Genomic DNA, 25636 nt, shown 5'->3' with positions numbered 1-25636 from the left:
CCCCGGGAGCGGCCGTCCCCCTTCCCGTGCCTGGCCCGCAGCCCGGATCGGGGCCGCCTCCCGACGGGGGCCCGCTCCCGGGCGGCATGCCCTCGCCGTATCCGAGCGCGCGTCCGCCCATGCCCTCCGTGGGAGGCATTGCGCCTCCGCCGGGCATCTCTCCGGGCATTCCGCTGCCTCCGTTCGCGCAGGCGCCGCGTCCCGTGATCCAGACGCCCCCGCCGAAGCCGACGGCGGCCGCGCAGACCATCAAGGTCGAGGTCGGCGAGGAGGTCGAGCAGGAGCGCCGGAAGGCCTCGAAGAAGACGGCGCTCTACGCGAGCCTCGCGGCGCTGGTCGGCATCGCCGTGGGCTTCGCGGTCGGCGGCACGAAGGAGCGCGGCGATCGCGGCAAGCTCGCTGTCGAGGGCGCCGCGGCGCTCGAGAAGGACGTGCGGGCCGCGAACGCGAAGATGGAGGAGCTGACCAAGAAGCTCGAGGACGGCGCCGCGAAGCTCTCGCAGAAGAGCTTCCCGGCAGAGCTGACGACCGAGCTCGGTGCGATCAACGTCCCGTTCGACGCCACCAACCTGGAGGGGAAGCAGATCGGCAGCCTTCCGGGCCGGGTGATGCGTCAGCTGCTCGCCTACACGACGTCGGTCCAGGATCTCAACAAGACCAAGGACAGCCTCAAGAACCTGCTCACGGCGGCGCAGGGGTCCGTCGAGAAATCGTGGAAGGAGCAGGACGAGCCCGTGGTGAACTTCTCGGTCGTCTTCCGCCGGGACGGCGACAAGACGCTGGCCGAGCTCGTTCCCAACAAGGCGCCGTTCCCGTTCGGCAAGGACTGGCCGGCGAAGTACACGGTGACCCGCCTCGAGCGCACGCAGCAGGGCCTGAAGGCTGCCGAGAAGGAGGCCGCCCGCTGGACCAAGGGCGACATCGCCGGCGGCGACCTGCAGGCCCTTCCGGTCGACCCTCAGTCCGTGGCCGCCTTCACGAGCGAGCAGATCGTCTTCAAGCTGCGCGGCGCGATGATCGACGTCCGCCAGCTGCTCGAGGGCAACAAGGAAAACCCCGTCACCGAGACGGCCGGCCTCATCAAAGAGGGCGACGATCTCGCGAACGAGCTCCGCAAAATCTCCCTAGCCCGCTGAGCGACGCGCGCCCGCTGCGGATACGGGCCCACCTCGACGTTTTCGGTGCTCGGCGTACGAGAGTACGCCTGCGCGCCGAAAACGCCGATCTGGGCCCGTCTCCTGTGCGGGCGCGCGCCGCTCGGCCGTCGCCGTCGCAGACCGGAAGGCAGCGCTCGGGCGTCGCCGTCGCAGACCGGAAGGCAGCGCTCGGGCGGCGCAGGACGGAAGGCGGCGCGCGGCGCTTGGCCGTCGCAGGACGGAAGGCGGCGCGCGACGAATACCCGCGGCGCGGACGGGGCAGCTCGGCAGGGCCTCGCCGGTGGGCGCTTCAGGCGGCGCCGCCGGCGCCCATGGCTCGGGGGCGGACGATCTCCACCTTTCCGATGTGGCGCTCGTCGCTGTCCCGGACGATGAAGCGCAACCCGAACTTGCTCACCGCCGTGCCCACCTCGGGCACCTTGCCGACGTGCTGCATGAGCATGCCGCCGAGCGACTCGTACTTCCCCTCCCGGTCGAGCTCCGCTCCCAGGTACGCCGAGAGATCGCTCATCGACACCGCCGCGTCGGCGACAAGCCGGCCGTCGCCGAGGTCCTGGATCGATGCCCCATCGTCCGTCTCGTCATGCTCATCCCGGATGTCGCCGACGATCTCCTCGAGGACGTCTTCCAGGGTGACAATCCCAGACATCCCACCAAACTCGTCGACCACGATCGCAAGGTGCTGTCTCCGGCTCTTCATCTCCCTCAGCAGAGAGGAGAGCGGCTGCGACTCGGCGACGAAATTGGCAGGGCTCCGCGTGATCTCCCGGAGCGTCGTGTTCTTGAGACGGCGCTCCTCGAGGACCTTGAACATGTCCTTCGCGTAGAGAAGACCAGCGATGTTGTCGATCTGGTCCTTGTACACCGGATACCTGGAGTGCCCGCTGTCAGTCACGATCTCCAGCACCTTCTCGAGCGGCGTGGAGATCTCGATCGCCTCGACCTTGGACCGCGGCACCATGACGTCCCGCGCCGTGCGATCGGCGAACTCGAGCACATTCCGGATCATCTCCGCCGGCTCTCGCCCGAAGAGGCCAGAGCGCTCGACCTCATCCACAAGGATCTCGACCTCGGCCTCGGCAACCCGCGGGTTCGAAGGCTGCTCCCCGTCCCGATGCCCGAGCCGGGAGCCGATCCAGCCGAGCGGTATGGCGAGCGGCAACATCGCGATCTCGAGAGGGCGCAAGAAGCGGACCGCCATCGATGCCGCCCGATCGGCGTGCTTGCGGCCCAGCGTCGAGCTGACCTCGTAAAGGGCCCCGCAGACGACAGCGGTGGTCGCCAGCCCGAGACCGAGGGCCGCCTCCGGGACGCTTCGCCGGAAGAAGAGGTCGAAGCAGGCGGCGGTCAAGCTGGTCGATACGACCCAGCCGAGCAGGTAACGGGAGCGGAGCTTGGCGTCCTCTCGACGAATCCGCTCGTAGGCGGCCTTCGTGGGGCCCGTCGACTGCTCAATCAGCGCGCCGAGCCTCGTCGCGCTCAGCGTCGTCAGTGCGGTGTCAGCGCCGACGAACAGCGAGCCAAGTACAGCGGAGAGAACTGCAGCGCCGAGCGCTGGCAATGGAACGAAATCGGGACTCAAACCGAGACTCCTAACGGACGAATCGTAACGGAACAGGCGAGGGGAGCGCAACCGGACCGGGGCGCGAAATCTCGGGAGACGACGGATCCACGCGCTCTCGACGGTCTCGCTGCAGGGCGGACTCCCAGGCTCGACCCGCAAGGCCAAGCTCGGCCAGTGACATGAGCCGTGGATCTGCCAAAGTCCAGGGAATTGCCGCGCGTTGCGGCATTTCCATTACCTGGCAGGATTTTCACGGGTATCGGCCCCCCCGGTGAAACCACGTAGGACGGAAAATCGGGTCGTGAGCAACGCAGGTGAACTCTCGGAAGCCCCGGCGTCGATGCCCTCAGGGGCGTCCTGCGCAAGGTCCGGCGCGCCCAGCGCAACGACGTGTCCGTCCGGGTCGAGCCATACGGCGGCGCCGGGACGCGCAGGAGCCATGGAGAAGTCGGACTCGGTGAGCGATTGTCCGAGGCGCGCACGCCGGGTGCCGTCCTCGGTCAGGCGGGCGACCGGGAGGCTGGAGGCGGCTGCCTCGGCGAGCGGACGCAGGGCAGCGCGCAGCGCCCCGGCACCGGCGTCGAGGGCCACCGCCTGCGCCACCGTGAAGGCGCCGCTCGCGGTGCGGCGGAGGGCGGACAGATGCGCGGGCACGCCGAGGTGCGCGCCGAGATCGCCGGCGAGCGAGCGCACGTAGTAGCCCTTGCTGACCTCGAGCTCGAGCTCGAGGGTGGCGGGCAGGGCGTCCGCGGCCGGCGTGGCGGGCGCGGCGTCCGCGGCCGGCGTGACGGGCGCGGCGTCCGCGGACGGCGTGGCGGGCCCGCCGCGCGAGGCGCCGGCGACCGCGAGCGACCGGACCTCGACGGCCCGCGCCGCGAGATCCACCGCCTGGCCGGCGCGCGCGAGGGCGTAGCTGCGCTGGCCCGCGACCTTGATGGCCGAGTAGGCCGGCGGCGTCTGCTCCCGCCTCGCCCGCTCCGCGTCGAGCGCCGCCGCGATGCGCGGCGCCGCGCACGCGACCGCCCCGGCGCCGGGGGCGCCACCGGCCCCGGCGAGCGCGCCGAGCTCGTCGTCGAGCCACGCCGGCAGGGGCTGGGCCGCCGTGATCTCCCCGTCCGCATCGAGGGTGTCCGTTCCGACGCCGAGGACGACGCGCGCCGTGTAGCGCTTGTCCTGAGCGGTCAGGTACGGGGCGAGCTTGGTGGCCTCGCCGACGAGCACCACGAGGACACCGGACGCCATCGGGTCCAGCGTCCCGGCATGCCCGATGCGCTTCACCCCGAGGACGCGGCGCAGCCGGGCCACGACGTCATGGCTCGTCGGCCCGCGCGGCTTGTCGATCACCAGCACGCCGTCGGGGCGTGGCCTCCCGGTCGTCGCCCGCTCGGGCTCAGGGGGCGGTGCCCCTTCCACGGTGTGCTCGGGCATGGGCGGAGGATCCATCTGCGCAGTCTGCTTCATCCGAACCAGATCGACTTCCGGGTGGCCAGCGTCTCGTCGAGGAGCCCCTGGATCGTCGCACGTACCCGCTCGGCGAGGCGCCGCACAAGGATCTGGTCGTCCGCCGCCTCGGGGCCGTAGGCGTCGAACCGCACCGGCTCGGCCATGCGAATCTTCCACTTGGTGGGCGCGGGCACGAGGCCCAGCGGCCCGAGCGCGGGGAACGTCGGCGTGATGGGCAAGTACGGGATGCCGAGCGCGCGCGTGACGTGCTCGACCCGGTAAAGGAGCGGGTTCGTCTCCTCGGCCCCCACGATGGCGCAGGGCACGAGCGGCGTGCGCGTGCGCAGGCAGAGCCGGATGAACCCGCCGCGGCCGAACCGCTGGAGCTGGTACCGGTCCTTGTAAAGCTTCCCGCTGCCCTTGGCCCCCTCCGGGAACACCGCGACGAGCCGCTCGCCCGCGAGCAGCCGCTCGGCGTTCTCCTGGCAGGCCCGCACGGCGCCGAGCCGGTTCATGATCGTGCCGGCAAAGGGCAGGTAGTACACGAAGTCGTCGGCCAGCCAGCGGAGCTCCCGATGCGCCGGGTGCTCCCGCCGCACCGCCGCCCGCAGCATGAGCCCGTCGTACGGGATGGGCCCGCCCGCGTGGTTCGACACGACGAGGCACCGCCCCTCGCTGGGGACGTGCTCGACGCCCTGGAGATCGATGCGGAAGTAGTGCCTGTACAGGAAATCGAAGAGCGGCCTGTAGCGGGCCTCGTACTTGGGATCGAAGCCGAACTCGTCGACCTCCTCCGAGCGGCTGCGCAGGCCGGCGCGACCCCACTGCCGCAGGTAGAAATCGGTCGACAGGACGTCCCGCGCCGTCCCCGGCTCGGACGGCGGCGGCTCGCTGGCGTGGCCCTCGTGCGCCGCGGGCGCGCCGCCCTGGCGGGGGCCCCGCTGCGCCTCGGGCCCGCCGCGACTCCCCCCGCTCGCGTCGCGCGGCTGGCCCCCGGCGAGCATGCTCTTGAGCCGCGTCTCGAGCTCCCGGATCTGACGCTCCAGCTCGTCGGCCGTGACCGGCACGACAGGGGCGTGCGCCTCGGACGACTGCATCTTTCGCCCGTCCGAGGGCTCCGTCGGGCCGATCGGCGCCAGGTACCGGGTCTCCTCGTCCTCGACGTCGATGCTCGGGACGACCTGCCTCGACCCCGGTCGTTCGGAGCGCCCCCGCGCCGACGCCGATGGCCCGTTCACTGCTCCCTTGCGCGCTCGATCGTGCTCCGTGCCCATGCTTACCCCCCCGAACCGCCTCACGCGGGTGTCTCCTGCAGGAGCCGCACGTCCCGCAGCCGCTGCGCGCTCGTGTAATCGAGGAGCGCCTCGCGCGTGGAGTAGACCGGCCGGAACCCCATGACGCGCGCCGCCTTCTCGCCGTCCGCCACGCACACGTAGCGCAGGTAGCGCAGGAAGCTGGGCGGCGCGATCGCCGCGTGCGCAGCCCAGAGGGCAGCGACGAGCGGGCCGGCGGCGCTGTGCAGCACCGGGAAGGACGTCCGGCCCGCGAGGCGCACGATCGTGGAGACCGGCAGCACGCCGTCGCCCACGATGTTGAACGTTCCAGGGAAATCGCTGTCGATGGCGAGCTTGAAGGCGGCGATCGCGTCGACCTCGTGGATGAACTGCCACAGCGGGTCGAAGCCGAGCATGGTCATGACCAGCCGCCGCGCCAGGTACCGGGTGAGGTAGTTCTGGACGGTCGGACCGAGGATCGGCGCGGTCCGCAGGATGGTGACGGTCGTGCCCTTGGCCCTCGCGCCGAAGGCGTTGAACTCCCGCTCGGCCGCCATCTTGTCCGCGAAGAAGCGCTCCTCCGGATCGGCGCGGAGCGGGTGCTTCTCCGTGAGGAAATTGGGGTTGGTCGGGTGTGCGCCGTAGAGGATCGTCTGGCTCCAGAGGATCAGCTTGCGCAGGCTCGCCTGGCGCGCGCCGTGGAGCAGGTGCATCGTGCCCACCGACTCGAGCTCGTGGGCCCAGGCGGTCGCCGGGGTCGGCGACGAGAGGAAGCAAAGGTGGACGAGCGTGTCCACCTGCTCGGCCGCGAGCACCTCGGCGACGTGCTCCTCGGACGCAGGCGCCGTCAGGTCGACCGTGTGCAAGCGCAGCTTGGAGCCGCCCGTGTCCGGCGGCTTGAGGTCGATGGCCACCACGCGGGCGATGCGGGGATCCTCCTCGAGGATGCCGATGAGGTTGCGCCCGAGGAACGACGCGGCGCCGGTGAGGGCGACGACCCGGCCCCTCGGGCCGGACGACGCTTGCCGGCTGACCGGCGCGGCCTCGGCCTCGGCCGCCGCGGGCTCGCCCGGGCTGCTCGTCGCCGCGCCTGGGTCGGCGGCAGGCGCGGCGCGGTCTGCACCGGCGGCGGAGCTCCGCTCGGCAGGGTCGTCGTGGGCCGCAGCGTCGGGGTGCTCGAACGGGGAAGCCATGCGCGCGGGCGCGACACTACCTGGTCGGCCGGCGCGCGCAAGCGCAGCGCGACGGCCGCCGGGCCCGCCCGCGACGTCCGCAGAGCGGCGCGGTCACAGCATCCGGCGAAGGACCGGGTACGGCTCGAAAGCGTTCACCTCGACGAATCCGTTCGTCGTGAACGCGGAGACCGGGCCGGTCCACAGCTCCTCGTCGCTCACCGGCTCCTTCGGGCGGCGGGGCAGGGCCTCGAGGGCGCGCGCACCCCAGGCGGGCGCGAGCTCCACCGCGCCCGCGACGAGCGCCGTCGCGACGCCCTGCCGGCGATGGCCCGGGTGCACGACGGCGCAGCCGATCAGGAAGACGCCGGCGCGATCGCCCGCGAAGCACGGCAGCCCCCGGTACAGCCGGCGCTCGTAGGCCTTCGCCACGACCGCGGCGGGCGCGACCTTGAGCCACCCGACCACGCCCGGGACGTCCTTCGCGAGCGCCACGACGCCGCGCGCCTCGTCGCTGCCTGCGGCGAGCGCCTCGGCGAACTCCCGGCGGTTCTCGCCCTGGCCGTCCGAGCACCGCGCGAGCCACTCGTTGTTTGTGCCCCCGAAGTGGTAGTAGCGGCAGTAGCAGGGCGTGCCGGCGGCCTCGAAGAGCGCCTCGAGCCCGGCCAGGTGCTCGGGGCCGGCCGCCGCCACCGCGATCGCGGAGCTCACCTTCGCGCTCCCTTCCTCATGCGATCGACACGCGCGCGCGCAGCCCGCGCACCGGAGAGATCTGCTCCCACGCGTAGGCCGCCCTGCAGAGCCGCGCCTCCTCCAGCGCAGGGCCGATGAGCTGCAGGCCGACGGGCAGCGCAGGCCCGCCGTCGGGCGCCGGCGCGGTCGCGCACGGGACGCTGATCGCGGGCAGGCCCGCCATGCTCGCGGGCAGCGTGTAGACGTCGGCCAGGTACATCGAGAGCGGGTCGTCGACGCGCTCCCCGAGCCGGAACGCGACCGTCGGCGAGACCGGCGCCGCGATGAGGTCGACCTCGCGGAAGGCCTCGTCGAAGTCGCGCCGGATCAGCGTCCTGACCTTCTGCGCGCGCAGGTAGTACGCGTCGTAGTAGCCCGCGGAGAGCACGTACGTGCCGAGCAGGATGCGGCGCTTCACCTCCCGGCCGAACCCCTCGCCGCGCGTGCTGCCGTAGAGGCCCTGGAGGTCCGCCTTCCCGCCGCGCTCGCCGTCCACGCGCAGCCCGAAGCGCACGCCGTCGAAGCGCGCCAGGTTGGACGACGCCTCGGCGGTCGCCACGATGTAGTAGGCCGCCACGGCGTAGCGCGTGTGCGGCAGGTGCACGGGCCTGATCTCGCAGCCGAGCCCGCGCAGGCCCTCGATCGCCTCCCGCACCTTCGCCTCGACCTGCGGATCGATGCCCTTCGCGAAGTACTCCTCGGGCACGCCGATGCGCAGGCCCGCGACGTCGCGACCGCACGCGGCCTCGTAGGCGCCCACCGGCGCGTCGAGGCTCGTCGCGTCGCGCGGATCGCGGCCCGAGATCACCTCGAGCAGGCGCGCGGCGCCCTTCACGTCCTGCGCGAACGGCCCGATCTGGTCGAGGCTCGAGGCGAAGGCGATGAGGCCGTAGCGAGAGACGCGGCCGTACGTCGGCTTGATGCCGACGACGCCGGTGAGGCTCGCCGGCTGCCGGATGGAGCCGCCCGTGTCCGAGCCGAGCGAGCCGGGCGTCATCCCCGCCGCCACCGCGACCGCGCTGCCGCCGGACGACCCGCCGGGGATGCGCGTCGGGTCCCACGGGTTCTTCACCGGGCCGAAGGCGCTGTTCTCGTTCGACGAGCCCATCGCGAACTCGTCCATGTTGCACTTGCCCGGCAGGATCGCGCCGGCGTCGCGCAGGCGGGCGACGACCGTGGCGTCGTACGGCGGGCGATACCCGCGCGACGGGTCAGCCGCCTTCGACGAGCCACCCGCCGCCGCCCGCGTGAGGATCTTCGAGCCGGCGGTCGTCGGCGCGCCCTCGGTGCAGAGCGCGTCCTTGAGCCCGACCGGCACGCCGGCGAGCGGGCCGAGCGCATCGCCGCGCGCGCGCCTCGCGTCGAGGGCGCGCGCGGCCTCGAGGGCCTGCTCGCCCTGCAGGGTGAGGAACGCGCCGAGCCCGCCGTCGCGCTGCTCGATGCGCGCGAGCGCGGCCCGGGCCACCTCCTCGGCGCTCACCTCGCCGCGCTGCACGAGCGCCGCGAGCTCCGGGATGGATCGATCGAGGATCGCTGTGTCCATCGGGCTCACCCCTCGTCCACGAACGCCGGCACGGCGAACCCGTCGTCCTCGACCCGCGGCGCCTCCCGCAGGGCCACCTCGCGCGGCAGGCTCGGCGCCTCCTCGTCGGGGCGGAGCGGCAGCCGCTCGATCTGCACGTGCGCCGTCGGCGGTACCGCCGAGACGTCGAGCTCCTCGAGCTGCCGGACGTAGCTGAGGATGTTGCCGAGATCACCGGTGAGGCGCTCCATTTCCTCAGCGGAGAGGTCGAGGTGGGCGAGGCGCGCTATCGTCAGCGCCTCGTCGCGGCGGAGAGGGGGCGAGTCAGCGTTCGACATGGCGAGCGCCCGATGTAGCACCGCCGGTTCGGCGGACGCTAGAGCCGGCCGCATGGAGGGCTGCCCCGCGCGCGCCCCCCGAATCTGGCCGCGGTGCAAAAACGGTGATAACGGCGGGCTCTCGCGCGCCCGGTCGTTCTCGGTCGCTCGGGCAGGAGCCCCGACCCGCCGCGCGTTGTTGGCGAATGCTGTCCCCGAAAACGCCCTCCCTGCGCCGCGAGCGCATCGGCATCATCGTCCTCTGCATGGCCGCGGCCGTGGCGATGTCGCCGGACGTGGGCGGAGGCGCTCGAGATCGCTCGACCGCGCTCGCCGCGGAGCTCGCGGAGCAGGGCATCACCGCGGCGTCCGGCGACGTGGTCTGGGTGGACCCGCCGCGCGGCGGCTTCCGTCCGCTCGGCGTCAGGGCGCGCGCCGTCGCGCGCGGCGCGCGCCGTGACGCCGACCGCGGGGAGCCCACCGACCTCTACCTCGTCGACACGAGGCTCTCGCCCGAGGGCGTCCTGCTCGACGTCTCGGGGATCCACAACCTCACGGAGACGAGCAGCGCGGACGAGTCGAAGCCCGTGCTCCGCCGCGACGCGCTGGCGTACATCTCGCGCCCGCTCATCGAGGCCGCGTCGCCCACGGTGCACGTGCTCGATCTCGGCGGACGGGAGCTCCCGGGCGGCGCCGACTGGCCCCTCGTCGAGCGGCTCCAGCACGCCCTCTCGAACTGGCAGGCGACCGGCCAGCTGCGCGGGATCGGCCGGCGGACATTCGCGATCGACCCCGCCCCCGCCGAGGACCTCGCCGCCGAGGACCCGGGCGCGGAGGATCCCGGCGCGGAGGATCCCGGCGCCGCGGAGCCCGACGGGGGCAGCCGACGCGCCCCGAACGCGGGCGACGTCGCGATCGCCCTGGAGGACGACAGCGCGGTCGTCGTCCGCGCGGCCGGCCGCGAGGCGCGCCTGCCCCTGCACGGCGCGGACGCGCCGCTGCCCGCGTGGATCCGCGCCGAGGCGTTCGAGACGGCGCGGCCGGGGAACTTCGTCACCTGGGCGGTCGACCGGGTGCGCTTCGTGATCGGCGACGCCGCGATGCAGACGGTCAAGGCGGTGGCGTTCACGGCGCTTGATTTCGTCCTCCGTAACAAGGAGGCGGTGACGGGCGACACGGGCGCCGAGGACATCGCCTCGGACCTCGGCCAGAGCGCGCTGGATCCGCCCGTCCGCCAGAGCCCGATCGATCCCGAGATCGGCTGGCCGCCCTCGCCGCTCGAGCCGTGGGTGACGCCGGCGCTGCCCGGGGAGGGGCAGTGGAACCCGCAGGGCGGCGACGCCTTCGTGCGCAAGCTCGACGGGCTGCCGCCGGCGTTCATGACCACGTATATGCGGGCGGATCGCTCGCGCAAGGCGACGCGCGTCTACGTCGCGCTCTGGGACCCGCGGCAGGTGGAGCTGCACATGATGGCGGGCAGGGTGGAGCCCAAGGGGGCGACGGGCGAGGCGGGGCCTGGGCTCATTCCGCGCACGCCCGAGGTCATGAAGCGCGTGGTCGCGGCGTCGAACGCGGGCTTCCAGGCGATGCACGGCGAGTTCGGCATGATGGCCGACGGCGTGGTGTACCTGCCGCCGAAGCCGTACGCCGCGACCGTGGCCGTCCGGCGCGACGGCAGCACCGTCTTCGGGACCTGGTCGGAGGACGAGACGATCCCCGACTGGATGCTCTCGTTCCGTCAGAACATGACGGTCATGGTCCAGGACGAGAAGTGGAATCCGTTCGGACGCACGTGGTGGGGGGGCACGCCGCCGGGCTGGGCCGACAAGACGCACACGGTGAGGACCGGCATCTGCCTGACCCGGGAGCGCTTCGTCGCGTACTTCTACGGCGCCGACGTCAGCCCGGAGGCCCTGTCCCAGGCGATGATCCAGGCTCGCTGCGCCTACGGGATCGCGCTCGACATGAACGCGGGCCACAGCGGGCTCGAGTTCTACCATGTGGCGCCGAGCGGCGAGCTGCCCGCGCTGGGGCGCCCGCTCCAGGGCGAATGGGAGGCGGAGGGCGAGGTCTCGGGGCTCTCGGGCTACCGGTTCCGCGGCCGCCGGCTCATCCGCGGCATGGGCCTGATGAATTTCCCCCGCTACATCCGGCGGGAGGCGCGCGACTTCTTCTACATGACGCTGCGGCACCTCCTGCCGGGGCCGCCGCTCGCCCCGCGCGCCGCGCCGGCCGAGGCGGGGGAGGGCGTCTGGCGCACCCAGGGGCTCCCGCAGCACGGCTTCCCGTATGCGGTGGCGACCACCGAGCTCCGCCCCGACGCCGCGCGGCCCGACGTGCGGCTGCGGGTGCTCAAGGTCGATCCGCGGACCGTCGCGGCCACACCGCTGGGCGAGCCCGGGGGGCCCCCGCCGGCCGGGGCGGGCGCGGCCGTGGCGGTGCTCGGCGACGGAGACGGCGGCGTGGCGCCCGGCGGGGGCCGGGGCGGGGCGTCGAGCCTGTGGCATTCGGCCGGGGCCTTCTCTGCCTCGCCGACCCCCCCGGTTCGCGGCGCGGTCCGGATCGCGACGGGGGCTGACGGCAGCGCGGGGGCCGTGGCCGCTCTCGGCGTCAACGACGAGGACGGGATGCTGATCTACGTCGAGCGGGTGGCGGCTGGCCCGTCCAGCGCACCGGACGCCGCGCTGTCGCCGGACGCCTCGGCGCCGCCCCCGACGCCCGTGGACCCGCGCGACGCGAAGCTCCTCCAGGACTTCCTGGCGCGGCTCGGGTGCTCCTCGCGGATCTATCTCTCCCGGCCGCTCTCGGTGGCCCTCGGCGGCGATACAGATCTCTCCGGCGCCGCGGTTCACCCGCCCTCGGGCCCGCGCGCCGTCCGGCTCACGCGCGCCGAGGCGCCCGGCGCAGGCAGGATGTTCGAATCCACACCGATCGTTCCGCACAGCGTCTGGTATCCGCTCCAGCAGAAGCGAGTTCGATACTTCAAAAAGCCGAAGAGAGAGGAAACGACGGACGGAGACCCCTGAGCGTGGGCCGCCCGGATCCTCTCCTGGGATGCAGTAGGCGCTTGTGCGCCGGCGGTCCGAGGGACTAGAAAAAGGTCTTCGGTGCACCGTTTGCAGTCCTTCGGAGCTTGCGATCTCTCGACGTGGATCGGCGTGGGCTCGCTGGCGGAGGTCGCGCGCGCGACGTGCCGGGAGCGCGCGCGCCATCGCATCGTTGCGCGCGGTCGCATCGTTGCGCGCGGTCGCATCGTTGCGCGCGATCGAGAGCGGCGTGCGGTCGGTCCACGTCGCGCTGGGCATCTGTTTCGAGACGATGACAGCAGGCAAGCGCTTGTCCGAGGCCTCGAGCGCCGCGGACGTGATGGGGCGTTTCGCCGGCCGCGACGCGCTGGATCCGCGCGAGATCGCGGTGCGTGTGCCGTGGCTCGGTCGCCGGCATCCCCGCGATGGTGCTCGCGAAATTACCGGACCAGCGGTACGCTTCAGCGGGTCAGGTTTGCGCAGGGCTCTCCGCGCGCGCCCGCGACGAGGGCCTGCTTTTCCATGTCACGCTCATCGCGCGGTGCATGCGCGATCGTTTCCCGGAAGCCGCGGCGAACTGCGCCGCATGTCCTGAGGAGTTCTCGAACATGGCGGATAACAAGGGCGGCAGCGATCTAGACGTATTCGAGGGGCTCGCGAAGAAGTCGTCACGCGCCACGACCCCCGCTCTCGTGCCCCCCGCGCCGCCGACGCGCCAGCGCACCCTCGTCGGCGGGGTCGGCGCGCTGCAGCCGCCTCCCAACAACCCTGCGATGACGCTCCCTGGGGGAATGGCCTCTCCGCTGCCGCCGCCGCCGGTGACGGCGAAGGGGATCAGCCCCGGCTCTCTGCCGCCGCCGATGCCGAAGGGGACCAGTCCCGGCTCTCTGCCGCCGCCGGTGCTGCCGAAGGGGACCAGTCCCGGCTCTCTGCCGCCGCCGGTGATGCCGAAGGGGACCAGTCCCGGCTCTCTGCCGCCGCCGGTGATGCCGAAGGGGACCAGTCCCGGCTCTCTGCCGCCGCCGGTGCCGAAGGGGACCAGTCCCGGCTCTCTGCCGCCGCCGATGCCGAAGGGGACCAGTCCCGGCTCTCTGCCGCCGCCGATGCCGAAGGGGACCAGTCCCGGCTCTCTGCCGCCGCCGATGCCCCCCTCGGTCAAGCCGGGCGCTCTGCCGTCCGTGGTGCCGCCTCGCTCGCGGCAGCCGTCTCTGCCCGCGATCGCCGTCCCGGCCCTGCCGTCGAAGAGCCCTCTGCCGCCGGCGCCGACCAGCGCGCTGCCCTCGGTGGTCCCTCCGCCGGTGCGGGCGCCGTCGGTGAAGCCGCCGCAGAAGGCGGCTGAAGAAGCGAAGCCGCGTTCGGGCAAGGGCGCTGCGGTCGACATGAACTGGGATGACGATGAGGAGTCGACCCACGTCTACGACCGGCAGGGGAGCGACAGCATGCCCGGGCGGACGACCCCGCTGCCGGCGGGGGGCTCGCCGGCGATCCCGAAGGCGGCCGCGGCGCTGCTCGCGAGCTCCGGCGGCGCGGCGCCGTCCGCGAAGGCGCGCCCCCCCATCCCGACACCGCCGCCGATCCCGAGCGCCCCGCCCGCGCCTCCGATGCCGGACATCGGCCACCGCCCGCTGTCGCGCAACAACGACGAGCCGACGGCGATCCGCCCGCGCCCCGCGATGCAGCAGGGGGCCGGCAAGGCGGGCGTGCTCCTCGGCGGGCTCGCGCTGGTGGCCGTGCTGATCCTGGCCGTGGTCCTGCTGGTGCCGAAGAAAGGCGCGCTCAACATCGACCTGAAGACCCCGGGCGGCGCCTCCGTCGCGCGGGCCGAGATCTTCATCGACGGCCAGAAGCGCTGCGACACCGTGCCTTGCATCGTGCGCGAGCTCGATCCCGGCTCGAAGGCGGTCAAGATCCTCGCCCCCGACTTCCCGCCGCGCGATGCCGTCGAGATCGTGGAGGGCGGCAAGGAGAAGGTCGTCGTGATCACGCTCGACGGCGCGGACGCGGCGGGCACTTCGACCAACGCGTCGACGACGACCGGCGTGAAGGCGTCGGGCGCGCAGCCCGGCGTGAAGGTCCTCGTCGACGGCGAGGAGAAAGGCACGCTGCCGCTCGAGGTCAGCGTATCGCCGGGGGAGCACAAGATCCGCTTCGACGGCGGCGAGCGCTACGAGCCCGTGGAGCAGACGGTGGAGGTCGGTCAGGGCCGGATGAAGGACCTCGGGACCGTCGCGCTCAAGGTGCTGAAGGGGCAGGTCACGCTCGAGCTCGCCACGCCGGTGGCCTCGGTCAAGCTGGTGAACGCCAAGGGGACGGAGAAGAAGCTGCCGGATTCGGCGTGGAAGAAGCCGCCCGTCAAGGTGGAGGTCAATCCGTCGGAGGGCTGGAAGGTCGTCGCGTCGAAGAGGGGGTACGACGACTTCTCCCAGGCGATCTCGTTCGAGGACGGGCAGGCCGAGAAGACGATCCGGATCGCGCTTGGCGAGGCGAGCAAGCCCGCGCCGGCCGCCGCCGTCGCCGCGGCGCCCGCTCCGGCGTCTGCGCCTGCGCCCGCCCCGGCTGCGGCCGAAGCGCCGAGGTCGGAGGCGCCGGCCGCTGCGCCGAAGGCGGAGGCGCCGGCCGCTGCGGCTGCGCCCGCGGCCGCTGGCAACGCGACCCTGAACATCAACTCGATCCCGGTCTCGAAGGTGGTCCTCGACGGGCGGCCGCTGGGGAGCACGCCCAAGGTCGGCGTCAGCGTCCCCGCGGGGTCGCACACGGTGATGTTCATCCATTCGGAGCTCGGGAAGAAGTCGGTCACCGTCTCCGTGAAGGCCGGCGAGACAAAGACCGCGGCCGTCAGGTTCGAGTGACGCGACGCCAGGGACATGGGGAGAGGGAGAACCTCTCTTGAGCGTCCCTGGCGCTCCGTTCATCGTGGCGGCCTCGCTCTTCGCGCCGATTCGAGCGCTCCTCGAGGCGACCCGATGCTGGAGGCGCGAACCCCGGGCGGATCCATCGCTTTTCGCGCGTCCGGCGCGGTGCGAGCCGCTTCAGCGCTGGAGGCGGCTCACCTGTCGTGCTCGACCCGCTCCGCCCAGGCGCGCCAGGTGGGTGCGCAGCGCGGCTCATCCGCGTGGGCGCCGCCCGCGCAGTACGCCGGGTCGCGCGGGGGGCCCAGCACGAGGATCGCCGATTTGCTGACGAACGGCAGATCGCGCCGCCAGATCTCGGTGAAGCCATCGAGGCGCCGGCGGTAGGATTCTGCGGCCTGCTCCCCGAGCAGCGCGTCGAGCTGCGCGCGGATCTTCTGCTTCAGCTCCTCGTCGTCCGTGACGGCGAGGGTGCGCTGGAGGAACCGGATCTGCGCCTCGCGCTCGCCGGCGCGCCCGAGGATGCCCGCGCCGCCGAGCGCCTGCCAGCTGATGTTCGCGTCGTTGCCGCCGAGCTCCGCGGCGCGCGCGAGCATCCGGGCCCCGTCGAGCCGCCACTGCGCCTTCTCCGCGGGATCGGTCAAGTACGAGGCCGGCGCGATGAAGGCGACGAACTGGCCGAGCGCGAGCCAGAGCTCGCCGTCGAGGGGGCGGTTCTGCACCCCGCGCTCCATGATCTCGCGCGCCTTGATGACCTCGTTGCGCGGGGTCGTGGTGGTCTGGAAGGTGATGAGCGCGTCGGCGAACAGGTAGGGCTCGCGGAAGGTCGGATCGAGCGCGATGATGGCGTCGAGCAGCAGGGTCAGGTTCTCGAACCGCCGGCGCTCCATGGTGTGCAGCCCCTGCGAGACGAGCACGTGGGACCAGAGCAGATCGGCCAGCGCGGAGCGGTAGCCGAGCGAGAGGGTGACCACCTCGTCCGGCGGCGGCAGGACGTACACGTCGGAGGTCTCGGCGACGCGCTGCTCCAGCGCCGCGGCCGGCGCACGCACGCTCCCGATCGCGACGGCGGCGGCGGCCGAGAGCGCGACGGTGACGAGCGCGTCGCGCGCGCGCGCGACGCGGGAGAGGAGAGGGCGGGCTGCCGGACCGACCGCTGTCCCGGGCGCCGGATGAGCCGCCATCATTCCACCTCGCGGTCCACGAACATGCCCGGGAGTACGCGGGCCGGCTCCCCGGGGATCCGCTCGCCGCGCACCTCGAACGTGGACAGCGCGCCGTCGCCGTCGAGGTCGCCGTGCGCGGTCGCGACGAAGCGCATGGCCTTCGACGCGTCGAGCTCGCTCGTGAACTGGAAGGCGAACGCGTGCGGCCCCTCGAAGCGGAAGTCGAGCGACCGCCACGTGAGGTGTTCCCACGACTCCGGCGGATCGACCGCGCGCACACCGCGCGGCACCTGCGCCGGGGTCAGCGGGGCGGGCGGGGGGAAGCTGATCTCCTGCGGCCGCGACTCGGCGTAGGCGACCGCGCTGGTCACCAGCCGGTCGAGCCCCTCGATCGGCTCGCTCAGCTTGGACGCGCTGAGGTTTCGGAAGAACGCCGGAACGGCGACGGCGAGGACGCTGCCGCCGACCGCGAAGGCCGCGCTGAGCTCCAGCGCGCTCCAGGAGCGCCAGGTCATGGGCTCCTCTCTACCTCACCCCTCCGCGATCCAACAAGCGCGACCGAGACGGGTGGCCCCCGTCAGTCCGAGGCGTTGTTCGTGAAGATCACGGTGCTGGTCACGATCTCGCCGTCGTGCACCTCGCCGGTGCGGACCAGCGTGCACGGCGGGCCGTCGCCGTCCAGGTCCCCGCGCGCGCCGGCCTCGAACGCCGCCGAACCGCTGGGGATCGGGGCGCCTGGCAGGCCCTCGCTGACGTAGCCGCTGCCGACCTGGTACGAGTACTGGAAGTAGATGGGCTGGCTGATCGAGAAGCCGAGGCACTGCCAGCCCCCGACCGCCGAGCCCGACAGGAAGTCGACGCCGGAGGTCGCGCTCGGCTGGTATTTCCGCCCCTGAACGGCGGTGAAGTCGAGGGGGACCTGCGCGGCCGAGGCGCAGAGGGTGTGGGAGCTCGCCGCGGCGACGCCCGTGGCGGGCAGCACCTGCGAGACGTCGCGCTCGTTCTCGTACTGATTGATGGCGCTGCGGGTGATGGCGCCGACGATCTGCTTCGCTTCAGCCGTCTTTGCCGTGGCGAGATAGTTGCGCACCCCGACGATCGCCAGGGCGGCGAGCACGCCGAGGATGGCCACCACGATCATGAGCTCGACGAGCGTGAATCCGCGCACACGAGACGTTGCCGTGTATCGCATGGTACACCCTCATGACCGGCGGCTTCTGCGCGGATCGTGCTGCCCGACTCACCCGTGAGCCGGGCAGCCAGAGCTCAGATCATTCGTACTCTCGCTCGATGTGGACCTGGGTGGCCATGACGAGCTGCCCATTGGCGTCCACCTCACCGAGGCGCGTGAACACGCTGTAGACGGCCGGGGTGTCCGCATCGAGGTTGCCGAGCGCACCCGCTTCGAAATACGTCGTACCAGTGACAGCAGGCTCATCGGTTTGATTGGGGACACGCGCCGCATTATAATAGTGGTACTGGTAATAGATCGGCTGAGTCATCGCGAACCGCAGGCACGGCCAGCCCTCGGTCTCGGTGCCCTCCTCGAAGTCCTCGTCTGGGGCCGTGTTCGGCTGGTATTTGCCTCCCGCCGGAACGGCATCGGGCACCGGAGCGGCGCTCGCGCACAGGCTATGGCTCGCGGCGGCCGAAGTACCGCCGGGCGTCAGAATTTCGGAATTGGACGTCTCGCGCTCGAAGGCAGCGACCGCGCCGCGGGAGATCGCGCCCACGGTGTTCTTCGCTTCCGAGCTCTTCGCGCTCGCGAGATACCGGCGGACCCCGAAGATCGCCAGCGCGGCGAGGACGCCGATGATGGCGACGACGATCATGAGCTCGACGAGGGTGAAGCCTCTCCTGTCGTATCGCTTCAGTGCACGCATGAGTGTCAATCCTCCGTGATGCTTTCTTTAATTGGATTCCTTGCCGAGAACTGACCGTGACGATGCCTGGTGCGGGGCCCGGCCAGCCCGCCGTGCGAAAACCTCTCCCACGGACAGGCGCTCTCTGCGCCGCGCCGGGGCAAACCATCCTCTACTCCGTGTCGTTCTCCCAGTAGATCCCGGACATCGTGGATGCCGTCAGGAGCAAGGCGAGCGTCCCATCCGCGTCGCGATCGCCGGCCGCCTGGATGATGTACCAGGGGCCGTTCGGCGCGTAGTGCGCCTCTGCCAGCGGAGGCCCGGACAACCCGTGCCAGGTGAAGCCCGCGTTGGGGGTCGCGGTGAAGTTGGTCCCGACGCCGGCCACCGACGCGTACCCAAAGCGGACCGCGCCGTCCGTCGTCACGTTGAGCAGCCGCCAGCTGTCAGCGAGGGCACCCGAGCCAGCCCACGCGCGCTTCTGATCGTTGAGAGTCCCCGCAGGATACCAGTTGTCGAGCGACCCCGAGACATCGAGATAAACGAGCATCTCGGCCTTGTAGGACTCCTGCCCACCGCGGATCCCCTGTATGACGGCCTTCGGTTCGGCGATGCCCGCTGCGTTCATGTACTTGCGGTAACCGACCATGCCGAGCGCCGCGAGGACACCTACCATCGCCACGACGACGAGGAGCTCGACGAGCGTGAACGCTCGCCTCGCTGCGTTTCGCTGTCGCTGCGTGCTCCGCATCCGTCCGGACCTTCCAGCAGGCGACGTGCCAAGGAGAGCGCGGCCCGGCGTCGTCGTCGACTTGCGCGAGAAGCTCATGAGTTGCCTCGGTTTTCCTCGAGTGGAGCGGGGCGAGCTCCGGGAGGTGTGTGTTTGTGTTCGTTTGCGGTGGTGACGAAAACCGTCACTGCGGGGCACCGGGCGGTGACGATTCTCGTCGGGACCCCTCCAACTCGTCGTCGCCCTCGCCGTCGGCGGCGAGCGCGTGCTTGGCGAGCCGGTAGCGCAGCGACCGGAAGGAGACGCCGAGCAGCTTCGCGGCGGCCTTGCGGACGCCGCCGGTGCGCTCGAGCGCCTGCAGGATGAGCCGGCGCTCGACCTCCCCGAGCACCTCGTCGAGCATGCACCCGCCGGGCGGCAGCTGCGCGAGGAGCGGGGCCGGGCTCGCGCTGAGGCCGGCGACGGCGCTCGGGAGGTCGCCGAGGCCGATGGAGGGCCCTCCGGCGAGCGCCACCGCGCGCTCCATCATGTTCTCGAGCTCGCGCACGTTGCCCGGGAAGCCGTAGGCGTCGAGCGCACGCACCGCGTCCGTCGTCAGGCCGCGGACGTCCTTGCCGAGCTCGGCGGCGAAGCGGCGCAGGAAGCGCTCGGCGAGCCGCGAGATGTCCTCCGGGCGCTCGCGCAGGGACGGCAGCTCGATGCGGATGACGTTGAGCCGGTAATAGAGATCCTGCCGGAACCGGCCCTCGCGCACCTCGGCCTCCACATCGCGGTTTGTCGCGGCGAGGAGCCGGACGTCCACCGCGAGCTCCGCGGCGGCGCCGACCGGGCGCACCTTCCGCTCCTGGAGCACGCGGAGGAGCTTCACCTGCAGCGAGGCCGGCAGCTCCCCGATCTCGTCGAGGAGCAGCGTCCCGCCGTCCGCCTCCCGGAACAGCCCGAGCGCGCGCGCGCCGGCGCCGGTGAACGAGCCCTTCTCGTGGCCGAACAGCTCGCTTTCCATGAGCGCCTCCGGCAGCGCCCCGCAGTTGACGACAAGGAACGGCTTCGCGGCGCGGTCGCTCTGATCGTGGATCGCGCGGGCCACGCGCTCCTTGCCGGTCCCGCTCTCGCCCGTGATCAGCACGGTCGTGCGCGTCGGCGCGATCTTGCCGATCAGCTCCGAGATCCGCTGCATCGCGGCGCCCGTGCCGAGCGGCTCGCGCGACGGCAGATCGAGCCGCTCGAGCTGCGCGCGCAGCCGCTGGTTCTCGGCGACGATCGAGCTCTTCTCGAGCGCCTTCGCCGCGAGCGCGGTGAGCTCCGCCGGCGAGAACGGCTTTGTCACGAAGTCGTAGGCGCCGTGGCGCATCGCGTCGAGCGCGCTCTCCACGGTGGAGTACGCGGTCATCACGATCACCTCGGTCGCGCTGCTCCGCGCCTTCGCGGCCGTGAGCACCTCGATCCCCGAGCCGTCGGGCATCACGAGATCGGTGAGGATCAGCGGGAACGGCTGCGGGTTCTGGCGGATGGCCTCGAGCGCGGCGTGGGCGCCGGGCGCGAGCACGACCTCGTAGCCCTGGCGGCGGAAGGCGATCGTGAGCACCTGACGGAGGCCAGGCTCGTCATCGACGACCAGCACCCGGGTGGTCTTCGGCGGGACGCTCGGCGGGATCGTCGCCATCACGCCACCACACTATCACGATGCCACGCGCGCGCGTCGACGGCGGCCGTCGGGCCCAGCGCGCTGCGTCGTCGCGCCCGCTCAGGCCCGCGGGGATCGCGCCGCCGCGGCGGCGCGCCCGTCGGCGTTCAGGGGCAGGCGTCGTTCACGACGCCGAGCGGCGTGCGCTCCTCGACGACGAAGGACTGCCACGCGCTCTCTTCATCTCCGCTGCCCTCCAGCTCCTGCCACACGCGCAGGACGTCGCAGAGCTCCGCCTCGATCTCGAGGTGGTACCGGCCGTTCCTGTCGGTGTCGTCCTCGATCACGCCCCGCTGCGTCCGCTCGTTGAACACGCTGACGCGCGCTCCAGGGCTGCAGTTGCCCGAGATCTGCCACACCCCCTCCCGGTCCGCGGACGGCCGCATCGTGTCGGCCGGCTCGGGCGGGGGGAGGGGCAAGGTCGGGCTCAGGCACGCTGCGCCGGCGAGCAGCGAGGTCGCGAGGGCAAGAGCAAGGTGAAGCGCAGCGCGGCGGAACATCGGCACGGCACCGCTTCATAGCACACCGTGTGCCGCGCCCTCGACGCCCGTGAGCGCCGCGGTATGCCGTGATTTTCAGCCGTCGCGCCGCGACCTGCCGGCCAAGCCGTCAATTCTGTTGGCGCTCGCGTCCATCGGTTTGCAGCACGCGCAGGGCGACGCGCCGCTTCGCCGCGACCGCGCCGAGCTCCGGGGGCAGGGGGGGGAGCGCGGCGCCGCGTTCGCCCTCCTCCTCGTCGAGCAGCTCGCCCACGAGATCGTAGTCGCTCGCCTGCGTGATCCGGACGCGGCACATCTCACCCGGGCGGACCTCGCCGCCGGAGAGGTAGACCTGCCCGTCGATCTCGGGCGCCTGGCCGGCGTGGCGGCCCATGAGCACGTACTCGTGCTCGTCGCTCGTCCCCTCGACGAGCACATCGAGCTCGCGGCCGATCATCGCGGCGCTCTTCTTGTGGGCGATGCGGCGCTGCAGCGTCATGAGGCGGCGGTAGCGGTTCGCGGCGGTGCGCGCGGGGACCTTGCCCTCGAGCGCATGGCTGCGGCTCGTCTCCTCGTCGGAGTAGCGGAACACCCCGACCCGCTCGAACTCGGCCCAGCGCACAAAATCGCAGAGCTCCTCGAACTCGGCGTCGGTCTCGCCGGGGTGGCCGACGATGAACGCGGTGCGGAACGTGAGGTTGGGCACGCGCTCGCGCAGCGTGGAGACGACCCGCCGGAGCCGGTCGCCGCCGTGGCCGCGCCGCATCCTGCGCAGCATCGCGTCGGCGGCGTGCTGGAGCGGCATGTCAACGTAGGGCACGACCCGCGGGTGGTCGGCGAGGAGCTCGATGACGTCGTCGGTCATCGTCTCGGGGTACAGGTAGAAGAGCCGCACCCAGCGCACGCCGGGCACGTCGGCGACCTGCTGCACGAGCTGCGCGAGCGTCGCGCGGGCGTCGCCTTGCGCGCGGCCCGCGGCGTCGCGGCCGTAGGCGATCGTGTCCTGCGAGATGAGGTTGATCTCGCGGACGCCCGCCGCCGCGAGCTGCTCCACCTCGCGCACCACGTCCGGGATGGGCCGCGAGCGCTGCGCGCCCCGCAGGTCGGGGATCACGCAGAACGAGCAGGTGCGGTTGCAGCCCTCGGCGATCTTGACGTAGGCGCTGCCGCCGGGGGTCGAGAGCGTGCGCGGATCGCCGGCGTGGATCAGCCACTCGGCGGGGTTGCCGACGAGCATCCGCTCCGCGTCGCCCGCGAGCACCCGGCCGAGCTTGAGCATGTCGCTCGATCCGAGGAAGTGATCGACCTCGGGCATCTCGCGGGCGAGATCCTCGGGGTGGCGCTGCGAGAGGCAGCCGGCGACCACCAGCCGCTTGCAGCTGCCGCGCTCCTTGTGCTGCGCCATCTCGAAGATGGCGTCGATCGACTCCTTCTTCGCCTCGCCGATGAAGCCGCAGGTATTGACGACGATCACCTCGGCCTCGGCGGCATCGTCGACGTGCGCGTAGCCGGCCGCGCGGGCGACGCCGAGCATCACCTCGGAGTCGACGCGGTTCTTGGGGCACCCGAGGCTGACGAAATGGACCTTGCGCGAGCTCATGTCGCTGCTCCTTCGCCGTCGATGAAGACGACCCTACCGGCGGCCAGCGTCATCTTGACGCGGCCTGTGAGCTGCTTGCCGAGCAGCGGCGTGTTCTTGCTCTTCGAGCGCAGGCGCGCCGGGTCGAGGACGAAGCTCAGGTTCGGATCCACGAGGCAGAGCTCGGCGCGGGCGCCGACCTTGATCGCGGGCGCGTCGAGCCGCGCGATGCGGGCGGGGGCGCGGGTGAGCGCGTCGACGAGCCGCCCGAGGGGGAGGGCGCCCTGGCGGACGAGGTCGAGCAGGACCGGGACGACGAGCTCGAGGCCGATGAGGCCGGGCGACGCCTCGGCGAACTCGCAGTCCTTCTCGAGCGTCGAGTGGGGCGCGTGATCGGTCGCGACCGCGTCGATCGTGCCGTCAGCGAGCGCCTCGCGGAGCGCGTCGACGTCCGCCTGCTCGCGCAGGGGCGGGTTGACCTTGCACGCGGTGTCGTAGCCGAGCACGGCGGCGTCTGTGAGCGTCAGGTGGTGCGGCGTCACCTCGGCGGTCACGGCGATGCCGCGGGCCTTCGCCTCGCGGAGGATGCGGACCGCTCCGAGCGACGAGACGTGCGCCACGTGGTAGCGCGCCCCGGTGGCCTCGGCGAGCAGCACGTCGCGCGCGACGATGATGTCCTCCGCCACGCGGGGCCAGCCCCGGAGGCCGAGCCGCGTCGCGATCGCCCCCTCGTGCATCTGGGCCCCCTCGGTGAGCGCGTGGTCCTCGGCGTGCTGGATGACCGGGAGATCGAAGGTCTTCGCGTACTCGAGCGCGCGGCGCATCACCGCGCTCGACGTGACGCAGCGCCCGTCGTCGGAGACCGCCACCGCGCCGGCGTCCTTGAGGTCGGCCATCTCGGTGAGCTCGGTGCCCTTCTGGCCCATCGTGATCGCGCCGATGGGGTGGAGGGCGGGCCCCGAGAGCGCGCGGGCGCGCGCGATCATGGCCTCGGTGATGGAGCGGGTGTCGTTGACGGGTCGCGTGTTCGGCATCACGCACACGTGCGCGAAGCCGCCGGCAGCCGCGGCGGCCAGCCCGGAGGCGATGTCTTCCTTGTACTCCTGCCCGGGCTCGCGCAGGTGAGCGTGGAGATCGACGAAGGCGGGGAGGAGCAGGAGCCCCTCGCCCTGGACGACCTCGGCCCGGTCGGCGCGGCGCAGATCGTCGGTCGCTGCGCCGCGCCCTACCCGGGTGATGACGCCGTCTTCCACGACGACGTCGACCACGTCGTCGAGCTGCTGAGCTGGGTCGACGGCGCGCACGCCGACGATGAGAAGGAGAGGGGGAGGGGAGCCGATTGCCGCCATGGGAGCGCGCTCCCCTAGCACATGCGCCTCTCGCCGTGCACCGCTGCGGGTCAGCCGGGGCCGAGAGCCCGGCGGGGACACCCCTGCGAGGTCAGGGGGTGAAGCGGGTGAAGCGGTTGGAGGCACGCGCTGGCCGGTAACGAGACGAGACGAGACGCGACGAGAGGCGACGAGGCGAGCGGCGGGCGACGCGGGATGGAAGAAAAACGCTCAGGGCGTGACGCGGGGCTTGACGGATCGCGAAGGCGTGAGGTAGTGATGCCGTCCCCGCTCGCGAAGCTGGCGGAATTGGCAGACGCGCTGGATTCAGGTTCCAGTGGGGTAACTCCCGTGGAGGTTCAAGTCCTCTGCTTCGCACCAAGCGCTCTTCTTATCCTTCTTTAGCCACTGTAGTGGCCCTCTCCTTATTTGCCGTTTTTGGCGGCTCCTGCGATCGCAGCGCTTCCCGCTCCGGGGGCGCTGCGGCCGCGGCGTCCGGTTCGAGCGACGCCGAGCCCCGCTCCGGCTCCCCCGCATCGAGCGCCTCGACCGAGCCCGCCGTCGCAACGGCGCCGGTCGAGATCGCGCCTCCGCAGGGGACCGGCGTGCAGGAGTTCGTTCCCCTCGGGACCCTCGCCGCGTGCAAGGTCAAGTCGGGTGACATGGCGACCTACATCCTGCGCGAGGGGATGGGGGTGGCGGGCCGGGCCGACGGCTCGTTCGGCGCCGTGTGGCTCGTGGATCTCAAGGGCGGGGACGCGCAGATCGCGTTCGCCGGCTTCGACAGCGACGCCCGGCAGATCGCCCGGGCGAGGGCGATCTCGAACACGCGCGAGGCAGGGCTCCGGATCTTCTCTTCGGGGGACGCGTGGGCGATCACGTGGTTCGACGCGGAGGGGCTCGCGTACGCCCGGCCCCGCTGGGAGACGACTCCGCCGACGGAGATCCTGCGCGTTGGCGCCATCGGCAGGGACGTCAGCGAGCATGTCGCCATCGCGCCGGCTCCGGGCGGCGCCCTGGTGGCGGCGGCCCCCTTCGGGGCGGAGCGCAATCAGCTGGGGGTGTTCCGGTTCGCGCCGGTGGATCCCGCGCAGCCGCAGCTCAAGGCGGTGGGGGTCACGCGCCACACAAAGAAGCCGCGCTGGCCGGCGGTCGCCGCGGACGCGTCCGGCGGCTACCTCGTCGCGTGGCACGACGAGGCGGACGGGAGCATCCGGGCCTCGCATTTCGACGCGGCCGGCAGGGAAGGGAATGCCCACGTCGTGGCCAAGCCCCAAGGCAGCGACCTCTCGGCCGCGGCGGCTCAGGAAACACCGGACAGAGAGCGGCGGCTCGGGCTCGTGGCCACCGGCGGCGGGGCGCTCGTGGCGTGGAACGAAGGGTCCACCTTGATCGCCCGTGCGCTGGACGCCGAGGCGCGGCCTCGCGGGGCGCCCTGGGTCCTCGGCAAGGGCAAGTGGCGCGCGATCGCGCCGAGCGGGGACGGGGCGCTCGTGGCGTGGGTCGGCCACGATGGCAAGGCCGAGGGGCAGCTCCTGCTCGTGAAGCTGGCCGCCGACGGAGCGCCTTCTGCCCGGGGGATCCGGGTGTCGGATGGGGTGACTCCTGTAAAGGATTCTCCCAGCCTGGCCCTCGTCGGCGAGCGCGTCGGCGTCGCATGGACGGAGGCGATGAGCCGCGGTGTGAGCACGAAGCGCGCAGTCTTGCGGGTGCTCGAGCGCGCCTGCATCCCTTGAGCTCCGACGCGACGAG

Annotated in this window: 21 protein-coding genes and 1 tRNA gene; 5 read left to right on the top strand and 17 right to left on the bottom strand. The window is 72.2% G+C overall.

The window, feature by feature from the left end:
* Nucleotides 1–203: 203 nt before the first annotated feature.
* Nucleotides 204–1136 carry a formin gene (locus tag WME75_RS22785; RefSeq protein WP_437494478.1) on the top strand — a complete coding sequence of 311 codons (933 nt, stop codon included), beginning with the start codon at nucleotides 204–206 and terminating at the stop codon, nucleotides 1134–1136.
* A gap of 310 nt (nucleotides 1137–1446) precedes the next feature.
* Here WME75_RS22785 and WME75_RS22780 read toward each other — a convergent pair whose 3' ends face one another.
* From WME75_RS22780 to gatC, 7 genes are all read right to left on the bottom strand, one after another.
* A complete protein-coding gene (locus WME75_RS22780; protein WP_437494477.1) occupies nucleotides 1447–2739 on the bottom strand; it encodes a hemolysin family protein in 1293 nt (430 codons plus the stop codon).
* 216 nt (nucleotides 2740–2955) lie between these two features.
* Nucleotides 2956–4182 carry a tRNA pseudouridine synthase B gene (locus WME75_RS22775; protein ID WP_437494475.1) on the bottom strand — a complete coding sequence of 409 codons (1227 nt, stop codon included), beginning with the start codon at nucleotides 4180–4182 and terminating at the stop codon, nucleotides 2956–2958.
* Nucleotides 4179–5438 carry a lysophospholipid acyltransferase family protein gene (locus WME75_RS22770; RefSeq protein WP_437494473.1) on the bottom strand — a complete coding sequence of 420 codons (1260 nt, stop codon included), beginning with the start codon at nucleotides 5436–5438 and terminating at the stop codon, nucleotides 4179–4181. Before WME75_RS22770 ends, WME75_RS22775 begins: the two co-directional genes overlap by 4 nt.
* Nucleotides 5439–5458: 20 nt before the next feature.
* Nucleotides 5459–6631: an NAD-dependent epimerase/dehydratase family protein gene (locus WME75_RS22765; protein WP_437494471.1), complete on the bottom strand. Its 1173-nt coding sequence runs from the start codon at nucleotides 6629–6631 to the stop codon at nucleotides 5459–5461.
* A gap of 93 nt (nucleotides 6632–6724) precedes the next feature.
* Nucleotides 6725–7321: a GNAT family N-acetyltransferase gene (locus tag WME75_RS22760; RefSeq protein WP_437494469.1), complete on the bottom strand. Its 597-nt coding sequence runs from the start codon at nucleotides 7319–7321 to the stop codon at nucleotides 6725–6727.
* Nucleotides 7322–7337: 16 nt separating this feature from the next.
* Nucleotides 7338–8885 carry an Asp-tRNA(Asn)/Glu-tRNA(Gln) amidotransferase subunit GatA gene (gene gatA / locus WME75_RS22755; RefSeq protein ID WP_437494467.1) on the bottom strand — a complete coding sequence of 516 codons (1548 nt, stop codon included), beginning with the start codon at nucleotides 8883–8885 and terminating at the stop codon, nucleotides 7338–7340.
* A gap of 5 nt (nucleotides 8886–8890) precedes the next feature.
* Nucleotides 8891–9202 (bottom strand): Asp-tRNA(Asn)/Glu-tRNA(Gln) amidotransferase subunit GatC, encoded by a 312-nt coding sequence (gatC, locus tag WME75_RS22750; RefSeq protein ID WP_437494466.1) that lies wholly within the window; start codon nucleotides 9200–9202, stop codon nucleotides 8891–8893.
* A gap of 185 nt (nucleotides 9203–9387) precedes the next feature.
* Between gatC and WME75_RS22745 the strand changes: the two genes are divergently transcribed.
* Nucleotides 9388–12207 carry a hypothetical protein gene (locus tag WME75_RS22745; RefSeq protein WP_437494464.1) on the top strand — a complete coding sequence of 940 codons (2820 nt, stop codon included), beginning with the start codon at nucleotides 9388–9390 and terminating at the stop codon, nucleotides 12205–12207.
* Between the two features lie 469 nt (nucleotides 12208–12676).
* Here WME75_RS22745 and WME75_RS22740 read toward each other — a convergent pair whose 3' ends face one another.
* Nucleotides 12677–13588, bottom strand: a complete 912-nt coding sequence (locus WME75_RS22740; RefSeq protein WP_437494462.1) for a hypothetical protein — start codon at nucleotides 13586–13588, stop codon at nucleotides 12677–12679.
* On the opposite strand from WME75_RS22740, the gene WME75_RS22735 reads away from it, so the two are divergent.
* On the top strand, nucleotides 13587–15056 hold the full coding sequence (locus WME75_RS22735; RefSeq protein WP_437494460.1) for a PEGA domain-containing protein: 1470 nt from the start codon (nucleotides 13587–13589) through the stop codon (nucleotides 15054–15056). The two genes, WME75_RS22740 and WME75_RS22735, sit on opposite strands and share 2 nt — an antisense overlap.
* A 197-nt stretch (nucleotides 15057–15253) precedes the next feature.
* On the opposite strand, the gene WME75_RS22730 is transcribed toward WME75_RS22735, so the two are convergent.
* The 9 genes from WME75_RS22730 to WME75_RS22690 all read right to left on the bottom strand — a co-directional run bounded on the left by WME75_RS22730 (nucleotide 15254) and on the right by WME75_RS22690 (nucleotide 23905).
* Nucleotides 15254–16243 carry a hypothetical protein gene (locus tag WME75_RS22730; protein ID WP_437494458.1) on the bottom strand — a complete coding sequence of 330 codons (990 nt, stop codon included), beginning with the start codon at nucleotides 16241–16243 and terminating at the stop codon, nucleotides 15254–15256.
* Nucleotides 16240–16737 carry a hypothetical protein gene (locus WME75_RS22725; protein ID WP_437494456.1) on the bottom strand — a complete coding sequence of 166 codons (498 nt, stop codon included), beginning with the start codon at nucleotides 16735–16737 and terminating at the stop codon, nucleotides 16240–16242. Before WME75_RS22725 ends, WME75_RS22730 begins: the two co-directional genes overlap by 4 nt.
* A 62-nt stretch (nucleotides 16738–16799) precedes the next feature.
* On the bottom strand, nucleotides 16800–17414 hold the full coding sequence (locus WME75_RS22720) for a type IV pilin protein (RefSeq protein WP_437494454.1): 615 nt from the start codon (nucleotides 17412–17414) through the stop codon (nucleotides 16800–16802).
* A 79-nt stretch (nucleotides 17415–17493) separates the two neighbouring features.
* Complete coding sequence (locus tag WME75_RS22715; RefSeq protein ID WP_437494452.1) at nucleotides 17494–18105, bottom strand: type IV pilin protein; 612 nt, start codon at nucleotides 18103–18105, stop codon at nucleotides 17494–17496.
* Nucleotides 18106–18256: 151 nt separating this feature from the next.
* A complete protein-coding gene (locus WME75_RS22710; RefSeq protein WP_437494450.1) occupies nucleotides 18257–18835 on the bottom strand; it encodes a type IV pilin protein in 579 nt (192 codons plus the stop codon).
* 163 nt (nucleotides 18836–18998) lie between these two features.
* Nucleotides 18999–20477 carry a sigma-54-dependent transcriptional regulator gene (locus tag WME75_RS22705; RefSeq protein ID WP_437494448.1) on the bottom strand — a complete coding sequence of 493 codons (1479 nt, stop codon included), beginning with the start codon at nucleotides 20475–20477 and terminating at the stop codon, nucleotides 18999–19001.
* A gap of 128 nt (nucleotides 20478–20605) precedes the next feature.
* Entirely contained in the window at nucleotides 20606–20998 is a 393-nt protein-coding gene (locus tag WME75_RS22700; RefSeq protein ID WP_437494898.1) for a hypothetical protein, read from the bottom strand.
* A 109-nt stretch (nucleotides 20999–21107) separates the two neighbouring features.
* Nucleotides 21108–22577, bottom strand: coding sequence for a 30S ribosomal protein S12 methylthiotransferase RimO (gene rimO, locus WME75_RS22695; RefSeq protein ID WP_437494446.1), 1470 nt, complete (start codon nucleotides 22575–22577; stop codon nucleotides 21108–21110).
* Nucleotides 22574–23905 carry a dihydroorotase gene (locus tag WME75_RS22690; protein ID WP_437494444.1) on the bottom strand — a complete coding sequence of 444 codons (1332 nt, stop codon included), beginning with the start codon at nucleotides 23903–23905 and terminating at the stop codon, nucleotides 22574–22576. The genes rimO and WME75_RS22690 overlap by 4 nt, the downstream gene beginning before the upstream one ends.
* Before the next feature lie 273 nt (nucleotides 23906–24178).
* Between WME75_RS22690 and WME75_RS22685 the strand changes: the two genes are divergently transcribed.
* Nucleotides 24179–24265 (top strand) — tRNA-Leu (locus WME75_RS22685).
* 224 nt (nucleotides 24266–24489) lie between these two features.
* A complete protein-coding gene (locus WME75_RS22680; RefSeq protein ID WP_437494443.1) occupies nucleotides 24490–25620 on the top strand; it encodes a hypothetical protein in 1131 nt (376 codons plus the stop codon).
* Nucleotides 25621–25636: the final 16 nt, after the last annotated feature.

It is taken from the genome of Sorangium sp. So ce1014 (assembly GCF_051521505.1).
In the GTDB taxonomy this organism is placed as follows: domain Bacteria; phylum Myxococcota_A; class Polyangia; order Polyangiales; family Polyangiaceae; genus Sorangium.
This window is presented reverse-complemented; position numbering and strand designations above follow the sequence as displayed.